This is a genomic window from Methylobacterium gregans, assembly GCF_022179245.1.
Classification (GTDB): Bacteria; Pseudomonadota; Alphaproteobacteria; order Rhizobiales; family Beijerinckiaceae; genus Methylobacterium; species Methylobacterium gregans.
The window spans coordinates 1-17297 of sequence record NZ_BPQM01000085.1; the positions used below are offsets into that span (position 1 = coordinate 1).

General features: G+C 67.5%; 12 protein-coding genes and 1 tRNA gene. 4 read left to right on the forward strand and 9 right to left on the reverse strand.

Translation table 11 applies throughout. The features are described from left to right. The coding region (locus tag MFF54_RS17280) for a hypothetical protein (protein WP_238304060.1) at nt 1–303 on the reverse strand (303 nt) is incomplete at its 3' end. Then, nucleotides 300–2846 (reverse strand): hypothetical protein, encoded by a 2547-nt coding sequence (locus tag MFF54_RS17285; protein ID WP_096484905.1) that lies wholly within the window; start codon nt 2844–2846, stop codon nt 300–302. The genes MFF54_RS17285 and MFF54_RS17280, both read right to left, overlap by 4 nt. A 202-nt stretch (nt 2847–3048) precedes the next feature. Between MFF54_RS17285 and MFF54_RS17290 the strand changes: the two genes are divergently transcribed. Both MFF54_RS17290 and MFF54_RS17295 read left to right on the forward strand, forming a co-directional pair. Beyond that, nucleotides 3049–3996: a DNA cytosine methyltransferase gene (locus MFF54_RS17290; protein ID WP_096484904.1), complete on the forward strand. Its 948-nt coding sequence runs from the start codon at nt 3049–3051 to the stop codon at nt 3994–3996. Between the two features lie 50 nt (nt 3997–4046). Then, entirely contained in the window at nt 4047–4478 is a 432-nt protein-coding gene (locus MFF54_RS17295; protein WP_096484903.1) for a very short patch repair endonuclease, read from the forward strand. A gap of 50 nt (nt 4479–4528) precedes the next feature. Here MFF54_RS17295 and MFF54_RS17300 read toward each other — a convergent pair whose 3' ends face one another. The 7 genes from MFF54_RS17300 to MFF54_RS17330 form a co-directional block, all read right to left on the reverse strand. Then, nucleotides 4529–4750 carry a ribbon-helix-helix domain-containing protein gene (locus MFF54_RS17300; protein ID WP_157914158.1) on the reverse strand — a complete coding sequence of 74 codons (222 nt, stop codon included), beginning with the start codon at nt 4748–4750 and terminating at the stop codon, nt 4529–4531. Nucleotides 4751–4776: 26 nt separating this feature from the next. Continuing rightward, nucleotides 4777–5115 (reverse strand): hypothetical protein, encoded by a 339-nt coding sequence (locus MFF54_RS17305; protein ID WP_096484902.1) that lies wholly within the window; start codon nt 5113–5115, stop codon nt 4777–4779. A gap of 784 nt (nt 5116–5899) precedes the next feature. Beyond that, nucleotides 5900–7867, reverse strand: coding sequence for a hypothetical protein (locus MFF54_RS17310; protein WP_238304061.1), 1968 nt, complete (start codon nt 7865–7867; stop codon nt 5900–5902). A 10-nt stretch (nt 7868–7877) separates the two neighbouring features. Then, the gene (locus MFF54_RS17315; RefSeq protein ID WP_238304062.1) at nt 7878–9854 is read right to left on the reverse strand and encodes a hypothetical protein; all 1977 of its coding nucleotides are present in this window, start codon (nt 9852–9854) and stop codon (nt 7878–7880) included. Then, on the reverse strand, nt 9854–10531 hold the full coding sequence (locus MFF54_RS17320; protein ID WP_238304063.1) for a hypothetical protein: 678 nt from the start codon (nt 10529–10531) through the stop codon (nt 9854–9856). Before MFF54_RS17320 ends, MFF54_RS17315 begins: the two co-directional genes overlap by 1 nt. Nucleotides 10532–10940: 409 nt before the next feature. Next, a complete protein-coding gene (locus MFF54_RS17325; RefSeq protein WP_096484898.1) occupies nt 10941–13316 on the reverse strand; it encodes a P-loop ATPase, Sll1717 family in 2376 nt (791 codons plus the stop codon). Nucleotides 13317–13803: 487 nt separating this feature from the next. Continuing rightward, nucleotides 13804–13878 (reverse strand) — tRNA-Val (locus MFF54_RS17330). Between the two features lie 199 nt (nt 13879–14077). On the opposite strand from MFF54_RS17330, the gene MFF54_RS17335 reads away from it, so the two are divergent. Then, on the forward strand, nt 14078–15124 hold the full coding sequence (locus tag MFF54_RS17335) for a hypothetical protein (RefSeq protein WP_238304064.1): 1047 nt from the start codon (nt 14078–14080) through the stop codon (nt 15122–15124). A gap of 47 nt (nt 15125–15171) precedes the next feature. Next, nucleotides 15172–17280 (forward strand): glycosyltransferase family 2 protein, encoded by a 2109-nt coding sequence (locus MFF54_RS17340; RefSeq protein WP_238304065.1) that lies wholly within the window; start codon nt 15172–15174, stop codon nt 17278–17280. The last annotated feature ends 17 nt before the right edge of the window (nt 17281–17297 follow it).

Sequence of the window (17297 nt, forward strand, 5' to 3'; positions counted from 1 at the left end):
CGAGACCTCGCCTCCTGCCGCCAGGAAGGGGGTGAGCCGGCGGGGGGAGGCGGCGCGGAAGCTCGCGGACGACCCGTGCCTGTCGTTCGGGACCGAGCCGAACGCGACCCAGTCGCCCTCCCTGAGCGAGTTGGCGACGATGCCGCGCACCTCGATCTGGCCGTGCTTCGGGAACAGCGCCCTGACGTCGGCCAGGGCCGACCAGACCCCGTCCTCGGACCGCTCCGCCACGGGGGTGACCAATGCGCTCGCGTCGCGGCCCCGCCCGCTGCGACCGACGTACTCCCGGTCACGAACCTTCATCGAGACACCTTCCCCCACCCCGGCCCGCCGGTCGACAAGGTCGTCAGCGCGCCGCCCGTCCAGGCAGCGCGAATCCGGCCGGACGAATGCCTCACCGAGGCTACCCGATCGGCGTCATGCCCAACAGCTGCGCAGGCCGCGCCCGCCACTGCCCCGGGCAGCAGGCGGGCGGCGCGCGCCGCTTCCTCAGGCGTCACGCGGTACCTGGACCGCCCGTCGGTCAAGCCCGCGTTCGCCAGCGTCGACAGCCGCAGCCTGGCCGCGATGGCGTCGGGAAGGAACGCGCCGCGGACGCGGGCCTCCAGGTACCCGCCCGAGACCGTGAACAGCGGGCGCCGCGCCAGGCAGTGGGCGAGGACAAGGGCGGCATCACGGGAGTGGAGGCGGTGCTCCCGTCCGTCGGCGAGAACCTGGTAGACGTCGTGGTCGCGGTTCGCGGCCTGCGTCCAACGGGTCAGGCTGACGGCCCCGTCGCCGCGGCGCCCGTCGGCCACGAATTTCCCCGCGTCCCAGTCCCAGCGCGAGGCCGGTTCCTTCCCGAGCAGCGTGTGGTCGGTTTCCCAAAAGGCGAGCGGTCGCTCGGCCGGGCATCGGGGCGCGGGCTCGATCCGCCAATCCATGCGGGCCACGAGCGACTGCAGGTCGCCACCCACGCATCCGGCCAGGGGAGGCGCGAGACCGGACGGTTCCTGCAGCCGGAAGGGGACGGCCCCGACCGAGGCAGCGGCCTTGCGGAAGACGTCGGCCTCGGCCTCGCAGACGGCGCCCTGCACGACCGCCCCGTTTCCCCACGGCAGGAGGGCCGGGGGCTGAAGCGTCCAGGTCCGTCCGCGCCAACGGTGCCTGAGGCGGGGTTGGACGACCGTCGCATCCCTGAGCACTCGCAGCATCGCCCAGGGATCCGCGGCGTCACCGAAAGCCTCGCCCACGATGGCGACCACGTCCCCTTCGTCCCATCCGCGCCGCCCGCCGGCATAAACCGCCTCAACGAGGTCCGACATGGCGCCTTGCGCGCGGCTCCAGCCCGCTTCGGCCGGGAGTTGCCCGGGGAAGCGTGCTTGCGCCGAGCCCCCGGCCCAGTCCAGGAGGATCTCGCCGGCTTCGTCGCCGGCCAAGGCATCCCGGTGCGGCTGCGCGTTCGGCGCGAAAGCGATTTGGCGGCAGGACCGCTGCCGGCCGCCCGGCGGCTCCAGGAACCAGGTGCCGCTGACCGGACCGCCGGCCTGCAGGCGTTCGGGACCGCGGCCCTGGCAATCCAGGCTCACGATGCCGGCGGCGCCCGGACCCGCCCGCACCTGCAGTTCCGACCCACCCGCATCGACGTACGGCATGAAGGCCGGCCGGCCGAGCCAGAGGCCGCCGGTGCGGACCCCGCCCGTGACGGAAATGGAAGCCAGCCTCTCCGAGGACGGGGCTGCCGCGGAGGAAGCCACCATCTCCTCGGCCAAGGCTACCGGGACCGGCTCGGCGGTGAACAGCCAGCCGCCGCTCTCAACGAACCGCGGACCACCCCTCTGAAGCCGCCGGTGCGCCGCGCGCGGCAGTCCCAACCGGACGCGCGGCCCGGCGCGCTCGAAACCGTCCGTCGACCTCCACCGCCCGAAGCCGGTCTGCCGGAAGACGAGGTATGCCGGCGTGGACGCCGCCGGGCCGCCGGCCGCCGTTAGGTCGGAGACGGCCTCGGAAAGCGTCCGGGGCCCGGGCGAGAGCTTCGTTCCGTCCTCCCGGGCGGCCGAGAAGACGGGCTGGCCCTCCTCGTCGAACCCGAAGGAGAGATAGGCGGGCGAGGATGCCTCGGGCCGATCCCCGAAGGAACATGCTTGGACCAGGCGCCAGAAGCGGTGGTCCTCCAGGAGCCGTTCGCCCGCGGCGAAGGCATCCCTGAAATCCTCGAACGCATCCACCATGCCGGCCGAGCGTCGCCCGCGGTCGATCACGGGCGCGAACTCCGCGAGGAGCCTGAGGGGGTTGCCGGCGGCGGCTGGCTTGTCCTGGAGGAACGACGCCATGAGCGTCGCGTCCGTCTTCGTGGGAAAGGCGAATTTCAGGCTGATGCCGATGTGCGACCACTTCACGGGCACCTCGGGGAACACGAGTTCCCGGAAGCGGGCGTCGGTTTTCCGACGCCGCGCCAGCCACCGCTGGAGGCCCGCCCACATCCCGGCCACGCCCGGCATGTCCATGAACGAGCGTTCGCTGCCCAGGAACCGGCGCAGCTTGTGCCGGAAGTCGCCGTTCCGCTCCTCGCCGTTGCCGCGCAGGCTTGCCACGTAGAGGGTCAGGACGAGGTAGGCGAAGCACCCCGGCAACCCTTGAGCGTCCATGTTCGGGTGTAGGCCCTGCCGCAGGGCGTTCGGCAGCCCGCCGGCCTGGACCACGTGGCGCGTGAACGATGCCATCGCCCCCTCGCGGGCGTCGGGTCCGCTGAGGCCACCCGCTTGGGCGATGGTCTCGTCGGAGACCTCGAAGGAGCGGATCGGCGAGGCGTCGCCGTCGGGCCCAACCATGAGGAAATGATGGGTGAGAGCGCGCTCCCACTCCATGAATCCTGTGGGTGGGCCGCTTTCTGGCCTCACGCTTGTTCCCCCGCTCACACGGCCAGGATAGCACCTTCGGGTTGCGCCGCTAGACCTCAGCGATGCGTTTTCGACGTTAAGCAACTAGGCGGTGCCATGCTTGGCCGTTCGCTAAAATCCATGCACTTCTGGACGGGTTTCCCGGATTCGGCGGGCGAGGCAGGGTGGGATGCCTAAGGCGGTTTCTTTGTTCACCGGCTGCGGGGGCAGCGACAGGGGTCTGATCGACGCGGGCTTCGACGTGGTCATGGCCAACGACACGATGGGCTATGCCCGTGACGTCTACCTCGCGAACTTGCCCGAGACGGATTACGTGCTCGGCAATGTCGCGGACGTCCGCAGCTTCCCCGAGGTGGACCTGCTCGCGGGCTGCTATCCGTGCCAAGGCTTCAGCGTCGGCGGGGTTAGGGAGGCGGGCCGCAAGATCAACTACCTCTACCGCGAGTTCGACCGCGCGCTCCGGCAGATCAAGCCTAAGGCGTTCATCGTCGAGAACGTCTCTGGTATGCGGAACGCCAATAACCAGCACTTGGCCGTGAACCAGCTCACGCGCTTCCGGATGGCGGGCTACAAGGTCGACTGGTCCATCCTTGATGCGCGCGCCTATGGCGTCGCGCAGGAGCGGACGCGTATGTTCTTCGTCGGCATCCGTTCGGACCTGGGCGTGCGGTACGAATTCCCCCAACCCACGCACAGCCTTCCGGGGGAGGACGTTCACGGGCTGCCGTCCTGCCCAACGATACGCGACCGGATCGAGGACCTGCCCTTGTGGCCAGAGGGCGAGTACGACAACCAACCATTCCACTGGTACTACCTGTCCAGGGACCGCTGGCGAGACTGGGGACAGGTGAGCCGGACCATCGTGGCCAACAGCAGGCACACGCCCCTCCATCCCGTGAGCCCCCGCCTCAAGCGCATCGGCACCGACGAGTGGCGCTTCGTCGAGGATGCCCCGGCGCGGCGCCTCTCCTACCGCGAGGCCGCGCGCCTGCAGGGATTCGGGGACATGACGTTCCCGGAAACCGGCGGCACGCGCCTCCGCTACCGCGTCATCGGCAACGCGGTGCCGCCGCCGCTCTTCAAGGCCGTGGCATCGGCAATCCCGGACATCTGGTGACCCCATCGAGCAGGCGTTGGGAAGGGGTCTCTGATGCCGTCCGCGCCTCGATGCGGGGCAACAAGTCCACGGACACCAAGCCCGAGATATTCGTCCGACAACTCCTGCGCCTCGCGGGATACGGGTACCGGCTGCACAGGAAAGACCTACCCGGGAAGCCCGACATCGCGTTCATCGGCCGTCGGAAGGCGGTGTTCGTGCACGGCTGCTTCTGGCATCAGCACAAGGGCTGCAAGAGGGCGAGCAAGCCAAAGAGCCGGATGGATTATTGGCGTCCGAAGCTTGAGCGCAATCAAGCTCGGGATGCTGCTAACAAGAAAGCACTGGAGGCTCGGGGTTGGTCCGTGCTGACAGTCTGGGAATGTGAGATCAAGCAGCCCGCTACACTTGCCGCGAAGCTGCAGGCATTTATGGATGGGAAGCATGGCGGCGGGTGCCACTCCGCAGTTGACCCTAATGGAGGTGATCCACCCCAACCGTAGGGTGCGGTCCTGGACTAGTGCCGCGCCGCCTGACCGCCTCCCAGGCTCACTCAACTAGGGAGTTTGCCCGATTGCATGCTTCGCTTCAGCCGGTCCCGCGGGTCTTCGGAAGCAGCATCGAAAGCTTTGAGTGTATCCAGCATCGCTTGGGTAGTCGGCCTGTCAGCCCGAGCAACGATCTCGCGACAGGCCGCAACTAAGTCCGCTTCAGAGATGTCGGCAGCTTTGGCCAATTCACGAATGACCTTAATATTCTCTTCCGTTCGTGCCATCGAATCCTCCCGCAGTTGATATCAAATTAGGCCTTCTTGAGCTTTTTCAGGTCGAGCGAGACGGTCGCCTGCGACACTCCAATGAGATCTGCGACCTCAGACTGAGTGAGGCCGGACTTGACCATCTCGGCTTCGAGCTTGCGCCGCTCAGCTATCGTGATTTGAGCAGGTTCGAACTTCGTGAGCTGCTGGAAGCTACCCTTCGCGCGAACACGCATTTGCTCGACTTCACCGGTAGACTTGCGGCGGTTGATCGTAAGGACCCCCTTCGAGGACACGATCTTGAACGTGTCGGTTGGCTTGAGCCGGAAGGTAGAGAGGACATCCAGCATCGGGTCTGGACGGGAGGGAACGAGCTTAGGCATGAGCGATCCTTTCATGATTTTTCACGAAATCGATTAAAGCGCCCAGCGGTTCCTCATGGAATTATGTGCCGCGAGTAAAGAGCCTATGCCGCACCGGGCTTGGTCGGGCAGCCGAGCGGCCATCCTGAAAGAAGCCGGCCCGTCGCTTCGGCGGTGTCATGCCCCGCAGGACCCGCAGGGCAGTCTCGGCGTCGTAGCTCGTCTCGTCCGCGAGCGCATCGGCCGGGGGGCGCTCCCATACCTCGGGATCACTGAGGGCATGCCAGCGCTCCCGCATGGCGCGGACTCGGGGTGGTCCGGATCGTTGGGCGTTCCCGCATCCTCGCGCCGGCCAGGGCCCGGGGCAAGCCCGCGTGCGGAAGGCCTAAAACGAGAAAAGCCCCGGCATCGCCCCGGGGCCCTCTGAACATCCTCGCGCACTAGGGCGGGTAAGTCTTGATCACTTTAAGGCTGTAAAAGACACGGTGTCATCCCTGCGCACGAGGGCAGGGGGTAGGTCATCTCACCGGCGGTATCGCTCACGATGTGTCATCCCTGAGCACTAGGTCAGGGGTCGTTTTGTGCACACCCTTAAGATAGGCCCAGGCACCGGCCGAGGGAAGGCCCGCTTGGAGGCATGGTAAACGGTCGGGGTTTGCCGCTGGCAGCGTCGGTTGAGACGCTGGTGATGATAGCCCCAGCGAGTGTATTGCTCCCACGCATCGAAGTTCCGCACTGGAGCAACCTAGAGCGATGAGGGGCTGCCATATCGGTTAGGGCTACCAGATACCTCATGTGCGAGGGGCTACTCGTCGCTCGCTTGGCTGGCCTCTGATGGTGTCAGGGCGGCTTCCGGGACGTCCGACGGGGTATGCCGCTTCCCTTGAACCCGGAAAAGGACGACTGCGGTCTCCAGCGAGCTGTCCGCCACGGTTCGATGATGGACGCCAATCTGGTCGCGTATGTCGGGCTGGGCTCCGGCCCGGTCATGCAGGTCGAGGACCATCAGCATGGAAAGCGCGATGTTCGTGCCCTGATACGAGATGGCTTGCGGGCCGTATCGGTCGACCAAGTCACTGAGCCTCAGCTTCGGGAAGGAGCGCTTCAGTTCGGACGTCGTCTTCATCCATCTGTAGGTGAACAGGACATCAACGCGTCCGCCGCCGAGGTCCCGGGCCTCGGGTCGGCAGATCTCCGCGAGCCGCGAACCCATGAGAAAGTTGACAAAGTCATGCTGTAGATCGGCTTCCAGCGGCGGGTTGTCCGCGTCACGATTGAAGAGATAGGCGACGCCGGGGTACGTGGCCTTGCTGAGGTTGTACCGCGAGACGACGAAGCGTGTGACCTCCAGGAGCAGCACGTCGAAGAAGCTCCGGACATCCTCCCGTCCCCCGTAGTCGACATTCCCGGCGAGGGCGGCAAGGGCTGTTCCCAGCACCTCGTCGACGGTCCTGGATACGGTCTCGTCGTACAGGGTGACGGCATCGGCCTCGATGCGGGCCGAGACGGTCTCCCGAACCTGCGCCGGGAGGTGCTCAATGATGGCGGCGGTCGGTGAGCTCCCGTCCGCCGCCCCGGAAGGGCGGTGGGTGACGAGGTCCTCCCGGGCTTGGCCCACGAGGTCCCCGAGGGACCTCGCCTCCGGCAGGTAAGCGGACCCGGCGTTCTCTTCTATCCAGTGCTCCAGGATGTCCAGGGAGCGAAGCTCGCGCTGCATCGCGCCCACGATCCTCGGGCGCACGACCTGCTCCAGCCCGCCTTCAGAGCCGCGCCGGAACATGGTCCGGCTCGCCGCATAGACGGACAGGAGCTCCTCCTCCATGACCGCGGCGACCTTGAGCCACGCCGAGCGGGAGACCTTGTCCGCGACTGCCCCGAGGCGGAGCGCGAGCGAAGTCCAGTGGACGCGTTCGAGGTCCTTCGCCGCGAGCCAGGACAACGTCTCGGGCTCGCGGTCATTCACCGTGAGGAAGGCGGTGTACTCGAAGGCCGACCGCGTGACGGTGTCGATCCGGTCCGGGAGATCCCCGCCGGTACGGCCTTCCTGGAAGGCCACCAGCATGTCGAGGCAGTTCCGGTAAAGCCGGGCATCGAGGCGCGTCTCGGTCGCGTCCTCGGCACGCGCGAACCAGACCCGGGCGCGCCCGAAGGCGTCGAGCGCCGTTTCCGGCGTGGTGGCGCCGAGCCCCGTCCTCAGCGCATCCAGGCCGAGCTCGACCGCGGCCTCGTCCTCCGCGTCCTCGACATCCGCGAGTTCCGTCAGCTTGTGGCGCAGGTCGTCGGCGGGCTCATGGGCCAGCACGGCCCCGGCAACCCTGGCCGCATGGCGGAGGTAGATGCCGTCGTCCGACGGGTCGAGATCGAGGAGGTCGGCTTGGAGGCGCCGGAGCAGCGACCGCTCCGACTGGGCCATGATCATCGCCGCCTTCAGCGCCTGGGAGCGGGTTCCATAGTCGGTTGACTTGTCGGCGGCCCGTTCCAGGAAAACCCGGCCGAGCCCTTGGCGGTGCGATATCGGAACCTGCCCGCCGCGCCCAAGCCAGGACGCGATCTCCATCATGGCGAGCACGTCGGCGTTCTGCGCCACCGCGACCAGGGCCTTCTTCATCGCCTCGGCTCGCGGGTGTTCGGCGAGGATGACGAAGAGGCGCGCGCCCTCGACTTCCGCCGCATGGTCGGCGACCGCCGCGGCGAGCTCGTCGACCGGGATGTCGCCGAGGTCTTGCGCGTCGCCGTCGTCGAGAAGGCGTCTGATCAGGTCGGACGTCGCCACGGAGCCAGGCTCAGAAAAGGAATCGCTCGCCCTGAGCGTGGGTCACGTGATCGCATGGGACAACGTCGAGGAGCGTCGAGTCCGCACGGGCGCCGACGATGATCTGGATGTCCCCCGCGCTCTGGATAGCCTCGTGCACGCGCGACAGCAACGCGGCGAAGTCGGCAGGCGCCATCTCCTGCGCGCCCGGGCTATCCAAGACCAGCAGGCCCGGGTGCCGGCCGTACATGCGTTGCCGGGCCACCTCGATCACGGCGAGCGCCGCCGCGATGCGCACGCGCAGGTTCTCGCCCGCGGACAGCCTCCCGAAGCTGGTCGGGGCCTTGCCCTGCACGATCCGCATCGCCCCTCCGGTGCCCCAGTCCATGCTCTCGATGTTCTGGACGCCGAACGAACGGGACAGCGTTGTGATCTCCCTCGACACGTCGGCGAGGATCTCGCGCGCGAGCCCGTCGTAGAGATCCTTGGTCACCTCCTCGGCCGTCTGGAGCACTGCCTCGTCATGGGCGCCGGCGGCGGCGGCCTCTTCCTTCTCCTCCTCTTCCTCCTCGGCCGCGATCAGCGCGAGGAGTTGCTCGCGCTGGGCCTCAAGGCCCCGGATCTCCATCTCTAGGTCGGCGGAGCCCTTAGCCCGCAAAGCGGCTTCGGTGGCGCGCGACGCCTCGATGGCCTTGGAAAGCTCCGCCTCGGTCCCCCGCTGCGATGCCTGCGCCTCGGTCGCCTGGGCGCTCAGTTCCGCGACATTGGCCTCAACGTCATCGACGTCCCGCTGCAACTCCTCCAGCCGCAACGCGTCCTCGTCCTCGTCCGGTGCCTGGCGCGTGCCGCACAAGGCGCAGGTCGAGCCCTCGTCCGCCCGCGAGTGCCGGTCGTGGTCGATGCCGGCATCGCACGAGGGGCAGCAGACGGGGCGCAAGGTCCGGAGCACCAGGCCGGCCGCTCGCTCGTCCCTGAGTTGCTGCAAGGCCCTCCGCGTTTCGAGGAGCAGGGTCGTCGCGCCCTGCAACTGGCGGTCCACCCTGACCGCTTCCTGCCGCGTCTCCTCGACCCGCTCGCGCAGGGCCAGCAGCCGACGGTCCTGCTCCAGCATCGTGGCCCGCAGGACGGCACGGTCGGGCCCGGGGCGGACCCGGCCGCGCGCGGACGAAAGAGAGGCGTCGACCGCGTCGAGGCTAGTCCGGAGCCTGTTCCCGAGGCCGCGAGAGGCGGTGGGACGCTCGGCCTTCGTCGCCCTCAACCGCCTCAGCGCCGTCGCGGCAGCCGTGTAGGTGCTGACCCACGGCAGGCCCATGAACATCTGCAGCAGCCTCAGCGGGATGGCATCGACCAGCAGCTCGCCGAACACGGCCTTGCCTGGACCGTCGACGAATAGCGCCGACGCGATGACCGGCCAGCCATGGGTGTGGCTGCCGTCCTTCTCGTTGTGGGCGTGGAACCTGGCGAACCCGAACTCCGCCAGCATGGCGTCCTCGACGGCGCGTTCTAAGGGCTTCCCGACCGTGCCCTCGTACAGGGTGAACCACCCGCCGTCCTGTTCGCGGCTGAAGCTGCCGGCCGCGCCCTTGTCGGGGTCGCCCGCATCCTTCGTGACGAGGAGCCGATGGCCGATGCCGTTGGCCTCGAAGACGACCTCCGCCTTGCTCAGCCATCGCCACACGTCCGGCTTCACGCGTTCGTGGATGTCGCCGCGGATGCCCCCTTGGATCACGCCCAGCAGGGTCGACTTGCCCCTGAAGTTCTGGTCCGAAACGATGGCCCAGAGCCCGGGACCGAAGGTGAAGGTCCGGCCGAACGGGCCGTCGGCGACGGTGCCCTCCTTGACACCCTCCAGCGTGACGGAGCGGATGCGGAGGCTCTTTCTTCGGGGCAAGGTGGATTGCGGCTCGACGGCGTGCCGGTCGAGCACCTCCTGCACGACCGGCACCGGCAGAAATGCCTTTCCGGCGATGGCTTCGATCCACTCCGCTGCCGTGGCTTGCGTGCTCATTATCGTCCTCTGAGGCTCCGGAGCCGGGCCAGGACGCGCTCCTTGATGGACGGGATCTCGGTCCCATGGCGGGCGTCGCGGTACTCGGGATGGAGGTACTGGTCGCCCTTCAGGTCGGAGCCGCTCCGGAAGCCGGTCAGCGTCATTACAAGCTCGACCCGCGACCTGTACCAGCCAAGGCTCGGCTGCTCGCGCTCGATCCGCTCGATGAACGCGAACGCGGCCGGAAGGACGATGAAGTCGTGCCGGCGCTGCCCGGCGGTCTGCTTCAGCGGACGCACCAAGCCATGCGCCGCGAGGATCGAGAGCGGCATCTCGATGTTCTGGAAGGCCCCGCGGCGCCAGCGAACCATCGCAACCGTGCGAAGGTCCGGCTCGTCGGCGTCGAAGATGTCGGACGCGGCATCCAGGCCGGCAGGATCGCCCTCGGTCTCGAAGCGGGTCAGGAGCTCGTCGGCCAGGTAATCCGGGTAGCGGACGAGGAAGTCGATGGCCATCGCCCGCTTCTCGCAGCGGAAGATGCGACTATCATGTGCGGCCTCCTCGCTCCCGAGTGCCAGGATGTACAGGAGGCGCACCGCGTCGCGATGGTGGAACCCGATCTGCGGCTTGGCCGGTCCGCCCCGCGCAGGACGGGTCGCGTCAGGGCTCGTGGTCGTCTCGGGCTGCCCGTCCATCGTGGTCGCTCAAGGTCGTGGAGGCCAAGTCACGTCGGTGATGAGGCGTGCGCCGGCCGGCGCCGAGTTCGTATCGTCGGAAGGCTAGCCCGCCGAAGCACCGGCTTCCAAGCCGCCTCGCGGCCATCGACGCCCGACGGGGCCAGACCGGACCGGTGACATAACAGCCTGGCAGTGGCCCGGTTCGTTCGCGCGCGAGGTATCGGGTTAGCGCTACCCGATACCCTGCCGACGGGTCGTGTTTTCCGGCCATCAGGGGTCACCCGGTCGGGACGGCGGCAAGCCCGGGCGGTTGCGCATACGGCTGGCCCGCCGAGCGTCGGGGGACGTCATATCCTGCACATAAGCGGGCGTAACGCGAGATATCTTGAACGTAAGGGCGGGGCCTCAGTCCGGGCGTCCGCCGGCGTCAGAGCGGCAGGGCCGGCTCATCGAGATCGACGACGCTGTCCTTGAACTCCTTCAAACCGAGAGCCGGTCCGAATGCCGGATTGATAAGGTAAAGCGTGTTGGCCCCCCCGCGCTTGGCCCGGATCTTCAGCGCCTTGAGGTCGTAGGCGACGTTGAATATGAAGAAGTCAGTGTCCCCGGTCCGGACGCCGAGAACCCCATAGTAGAGCAGGAAGTCGGTCACGCCCTCTGCGCCCGCCGCCTCGATGCCCGCCTCCTCTACAATGCGCCCCAGCGCGGCGGCGTCGAGCACGCTCGGAGCGTCGATGAAGTGGTAGAGCAGGTCCTTTGCCGCGGGCTGCACGTCGCTAAGTTCTCTGTCAAGCTCGATTAGCAGATCCTGCGAGTAGGCCCGCATCCCCTTCTGGATGTCCTCCTCGCTGATCCGGAGGCGGCTGAAGTTTGTGGCAAAGCCTCGGGCGTGGTTGAAAATTTTCAGGACGTTGCGTGGCCGCATGAGCGAGCGCTCGATAATGAAGGCCGAACTCTCCTCCCCCCGGAAGTGGGAGGCGCAGATAGTCGGCCAGATCTGCTCGAACGATACCTCTGCCGCTTTCCCGTCGAGGCCGGAGACCAGGCGCAAGCGCAGCATCTCGCGCAGCAGGTCCGGATCGGTCCAGTCGAGGGTTGCCCGCATCTCCTTGCCGTAATCGGCCGAGTTGGCCATGAGGTGCTCGTAGACGTCGTTACGCACGAACACGATGCAGCGGAACTGGTGGCCGGCGCGCTGCATCTCCCGTTCGACCTTACGGCCCGCGTCGATCAAACAGCGCAGCGCAATGGCATCGATCACGTCGACGCCCTGGGTGGACCAGCCCTTGTCCAAATTGTCAAATAGGACCCAGACAGTCCCCTTCTTTTCCAAGTAACGCGATACCCGGTCCCGCAGGGCACGAAGGTCGTGGGTGTAAAGCAGCTCGGTGACCTGCTGCGAGGTTAGCTTCCGCCCGTCTTCGTGGCCGTACCGGGCGGCGTACTGGTCGCCAATCCGTTGTGACAGCGTCAGCAGCCGCTCGGAGAAATCGCCCTCGGCCGAAAAGTTGTCCACGCGGTAGGCCGCATCGAGCTCAAGGTATAATGCGTTGATTTCGTGATTAAATTTGTAGGTCCCTCGGTCCTTTTCTAGGAGCTTATAGGTGACCTCCAACAGGATGAGGTACTCCCAGAACGCGGTAATCAAGTGTTGGCGCGCGCCCTCGGTCAGGTAGGAGAGGATGTCGTCCTTGAGCTTGAGCAGCTGGTAGCCCTCGGGCTTGAGGTCGACCACGATGTTGCGCTTGTCCGCCCGGATCTTGTCACGGACGCGGATGAAGAGTGCGGTCTTGCCCGATCCCTTGCGGCCAACCACGAGGTTCACGTCGCCCCGCAGGGCCCGGTCGTACTGACTGGTCTTGAGGAAGTACTGCGACAGTGTCGTCATCTCGTTCTCAGCGGTCGGGTCCCCGATTGACATGCTCTGCAACAGCCCGCCGGTCTCGATTGGGGACGTGTCCGCCTGTTGCAAGTGGTCGTTGATGCTCGGACAGAAATCCGCGACCCGGTCAGTGATGTCGTCCGGAAAGCGGTACGTGCGTACGGCGTCCCGGATGTCGAGGGGAGCGTCATAGCCCGCCGGGCACAGGATCAGGGTCGGCTTGCCCATCCCGTGAGCGAGGCCCGCGACGAACAATGCTCGCACATTGTGAACTTCAGCGCCCTCCAGCTCAGGCTGCTGCAGCAGGAGGACGATGCCGGCCGAGGCCGAGACCTGCCGGACCGCGTCCGCCGCGGCCAACCGGGTGTCCTCGGTCGGCATGAAGCTGCGGTAGCGGTAGCCAGCCTTCTTCACCCGAGAGACTACCATGATCGCCGCGGCCGTCCGGGTCGGTGGCTCGATGAGGTAGACCGGGGCCTTGCGGTCGAGCGTGAGGTTGAAGGGCAGCGCGGCCTCGTCGACGTGGCTCGTGAGCCGGTTCCTTAGGTCATCCGCCGAGCCGTACTCGTGATAGCCCAGGGTATCGAAGATGCCCGCCTCCTTCGCGACGCCGCGGTCTCCGACCGTCCCAGAATGCCGGATCAGGAACGCGCGCTTGCCGCGTCCGACCGTGAACCCCACTTCGTAGACCACGTTCAGGTTGAGATAGCTGATGTCAGCGACGACGAAGGGCGCCTCGTCGATCTTCGCGAGGATCGGGGAGATCAGTGGATTGCCCGCGATGTCGTTGAAAACCCATGGCTCGTAGCGGACAGGCTGAGCGGAGACCGCATTCGCATGCCTGACGCCTTCTAAGATTAGCCCTGCCACGGCCGGGTCACGGGACGAGTACGCGACAAAGGCAACCTTCTGGCCGGCCATAATCCCCCTCCCCTGGCGAAGGGGACGCCCCCTTTCGATCAAGGATGAAGCAACCTCGCCGATGAGACAACGGCGCGAAGCCCGCGGGACCCGATCGCACGAGCGCGGGGATCGATGCCGGTCCGGTTGAGGTCGCGAGATGCAGGGGCGGACTGTGCGGTCGCCACGGACCGCCGGTGCGCCACGAGCTATCTTACACCGCCATCCGATAGCGGCCGGATGTCGAAGGTGCCGGAACTTTTGTCATAGACCTGCAGCGGGACCCGCCGCTTGGCTGTGCAAAGCCCTACGGCGACAAGCCAGGTCAATGTGATCTTGTCGGCGAGGCTTGAGAGGATCTCGTCGCAAGGGTCGCGTGTCACCAACAACCCTGTCGCACCTGTGCGTCTCGCCTTACGCACTCGGGTTTCCGACCCGGTTTCCAACCCAACGAAAAAGGCCCCGTTCCCGGGGCCCCAAATTCGTCAATCATCCTAGATGTTTAGGATGGTGGGCGCGACAGGGATCGAACCTGTGACCCCTACCATGTCAAGGTAGTGCTCTCCCGCTGAGCTACGCGCCCGGTCCGGAGCAGCTCGGCTCCGGTGAGACGGGGCTATAGCGACTGCTCTCCGACCGCGCAAGCGGGTTTTTCGTCGGTGCGCTTGAACCGGCATCGATCGCACGGAACGCTGCACCGGTCCTGAAAATGCGCTATGCGCCCTCCGGCCGGCCTCACGACCGGCGGCGGGTCAGCCCCGCCGGGGCCGCAGCGACAGGACATGCGTTTCTTCATCGATTACGATAACGGCGACAGGATCCGGGGGTGGATCGTCCCGGACAATCCCCTCGCGATCAGCCGGGTCGCGGTGGCGGTCGACGGTCGTCGCCTCGCCGAGGTCGAGGCCGCCCACACCGACATCGTGTTCAAGCAGAACGGCTGGCACTCCACCGGACAATGTACCTTCGAGCTGACGGACGCGGAGGTGCCCGGCATCGCCGTCCTGCCGCGGATCGAGCTCTACGACGCAGATACCAACGTCCTGATCTACCGCCGGGCGCCGCAGGCCGGGCTCGTTCCCGAGCGCGTCATGCTGATCAACACCAGCATCCAGCCCGACAGCGTGCTCCAGGCGGCGCTGTTCCCGTATTTCCAGCAGGCCCATTTCGGCCTGGAGCGGCTCTCCGACGAGATTCTCACCAGCATCTTCGGCTGCCGCTACGTCGCCTCGGCGCTGCTCGCCGGCGCCGTCACGGTGCCGCGCTACGAGGGCCATTTCACCCCCGATGTCGCGGTCGCGGCGATCCTGCTGCACGACCCCTACGTCGAGATGGCGACCCGGATGCTCTGGCTGAAAGCGCAGGCGCCCGTGGCGAACGACCCTGCCCGCGCTTGGCGCCTTGGACGCTTCGCGGAAGCCGCGCAGTTCAGCGCCGAGTACGACTACACCGATGCGCGCAGCCTCAAGCGCTTCTTCCGCATGCTGCCGGAACCGGCCTACTACCTGCTCTACAACCCGCTGACGCGCCAACTCGGCACACGCCTGCCCGACGATCCGCTCAACCCCGGCAACTCGATCGTCGCCATCGAGATCCTGGCGCGCGTCGCCATCGTGGGCCACCGCGACTATTTCGACGCGTTCGCCTCGACCTTATTCGACCGGCTCGGGATCGAGGGTCCGATCCCGACGCCCGCGCCCATCCCGGCCGAGACGCTGGCGCTGGCCGAGCGCCTGCGGGCCGTACGGGCCGTGGATTCCATGCTGGTCTTCGACATCGCCATGGCGGACGCGGTGACCGCCTCCCTGGCCAAGGGCTGGGCGCGCTGAGCGTGGGGCCGGACGCTCTCCTCACCGGTCTCGGGCGACCGCGGCCCATGCCCCTGCGCCGCGAAGCGGACGGCCTGTGCCTCGACCTCGCGGGTCTCGGCGGCGCCTGGGTCACCATCATCCTCACCGACGATCCGGGTGCGGCGCGCAATGCCCGCCTGCTCATGAGCTTCGTAGCGGGCGAGTCCGGGCGGCCAGGCGCGCCGCTCGCCGAGGAGGCGCTCGGCGGCGGTGTCTTCGCTTGGACCGGTCGGCTGCCGGAGGACGTGCGCGCGCTCCGCATCACCGGGCTCGTGCCGGGCCGCCCGCTCTCGCTCCAGCGGATCGAGCTGCGCCGGCGGTCCCGCCCCGCCCTCCTCGGTCGCGGATTGCTGCGCGATCCAGCCCTGACCCTGCGGGCCGCCTTCTGGCGCAGCCTCGGCAAACGGGTACGCGGGCGCGCCTTTCTCGACCGCGCGCTCCGGCACCGGCGCGAGACCGGCTACGGTGCCTGGATTCGTCGCAGTGCCACGCTCGGTCCCGCTGACCGCGCTCGCATCCGGACGGAGGTCGCGGGGTGGGAGGCGGCACCGCTGATCTCGGTGCTGATGCCCGTACACGATCCGGCGCCGCGGGTGCTGGCCGCGGCGATCCGCTCGCTCCAGGCCCAAATCTACCCGCGCTGGGAGCTGTGCCTCTGCGACGACGCCTCGCGCAAACCCGCGGTCGTGCGCTTGATCGACCGGCTCGCTGCCCGCGATCCCCGCATCCGGGTGGTCCGGCGCGCCGAGAACGGCCATATCGCTCGTGCCACCAACGACGCCCTGGCGCTGGCGCAGGGCACGCTCTTGGCCTTCATGGACCACGACGACGCGCTTCCGGAGCAGGCGCTCTACGAGGTCGCCCGCGCGCTCCGCGACGATCCAGATCTGGTACTGATCTACAGCGACGAGGACAAGATCGAGGGGCGCGGGCGCCGCTTCGAGCCGCATTTCAAGTCGGATTTCGACCGTGAACTGCTCTACGGACAGAACTACATCAACCATCTGACGGTCATCCGCACGGAGGCGGTCCGGGCGCACGGCGGCCTGCGCCCCGGTTTCGAGGGCAGCCAGGACCATGACCTGTTGCTGCGCCTGACCGAGCACCTGGATCCCGCACGGATTCGGCACATCCCGATGGTGCTCTATCACTGGCGAGCGGCAGGCGGCTCCGGCACCTTTTCGGACCGGGCGCTCGCCCGTACCGAGGCGGCGCGGCTGCGGGCGGTCGCCGAGGTAGCGGAGCGCCAGGGCGCGCGCGCCGAGCGTGGACCGCACGGCTTCATCCGCGTGATCCGGCCACTGCCGGATCCCGCGCCCCGCGTCTCGGTGATCATCCCGACCCGGGACCGGGCCGAACTCCTGCGCGTCACCCTCGACGGATTGTTCGGCGCGACGGACTATCGCGACATCGAGGTGATTGTCGTCGACAACGATAGCCGCGAGCCGGAAACGCGAGCCCTCTTCGAGGCCTACAGAGGCGACCGGCGCCTGTGCGTCGTAGCGGCACCTGGGCCTTTCAACTTCTCGGACCTGTCGAACCGCGGCGCCGCGGCGGCGAGCGGAGCGGTACTGCTCTTCCTGAACAACGACGTCGAGGTGATCGAGCCGGGCTGGCTCACCGAACTCGTGTCGCAGGCCGCGCGGCCGGAGATCGGGGCGGTCGGCGCCAAGCTCCTCTATCCGGATCGCACGGTGCAGCACGGGGGCGTGGTGCTCGGCATCGGGGGTGTTGCGGGCCACGGCCATCTCGGCCTGCCGGAGGAGGATCCCGGCTACTTCGCGCGGATGGTGCTGGTGCAGGAGGTCTCGGCGGTGACGGGGGCCTGCCTCGCCATGCGGGCGGAAGTCTTTCGCGAAGTCGGCGGTTTCGACGCGGAAAGGCTGAAGGTCGCCTTCAACGACATTGACCTGTGCCTGAGGATAAGGGCGTCCGGCTACCGCATCCTGTGGACGCCTTTCGCCAGGCTGGTCCACCACGAATCGAAGAGCCGCGGGCCTGAGGACACGCCCGAGAAGCGTGCCCGCTTCCAGGCCGAGACCGCGGTGATGCAGGAGCGCTGGGGCGCGGAGCTCAGGGCCGATCCGTACTACAACATCAACCTTTCGCGGATCTCGGCGCATTACCGCCTGTAGGCGAAAGGTCCCGTGGC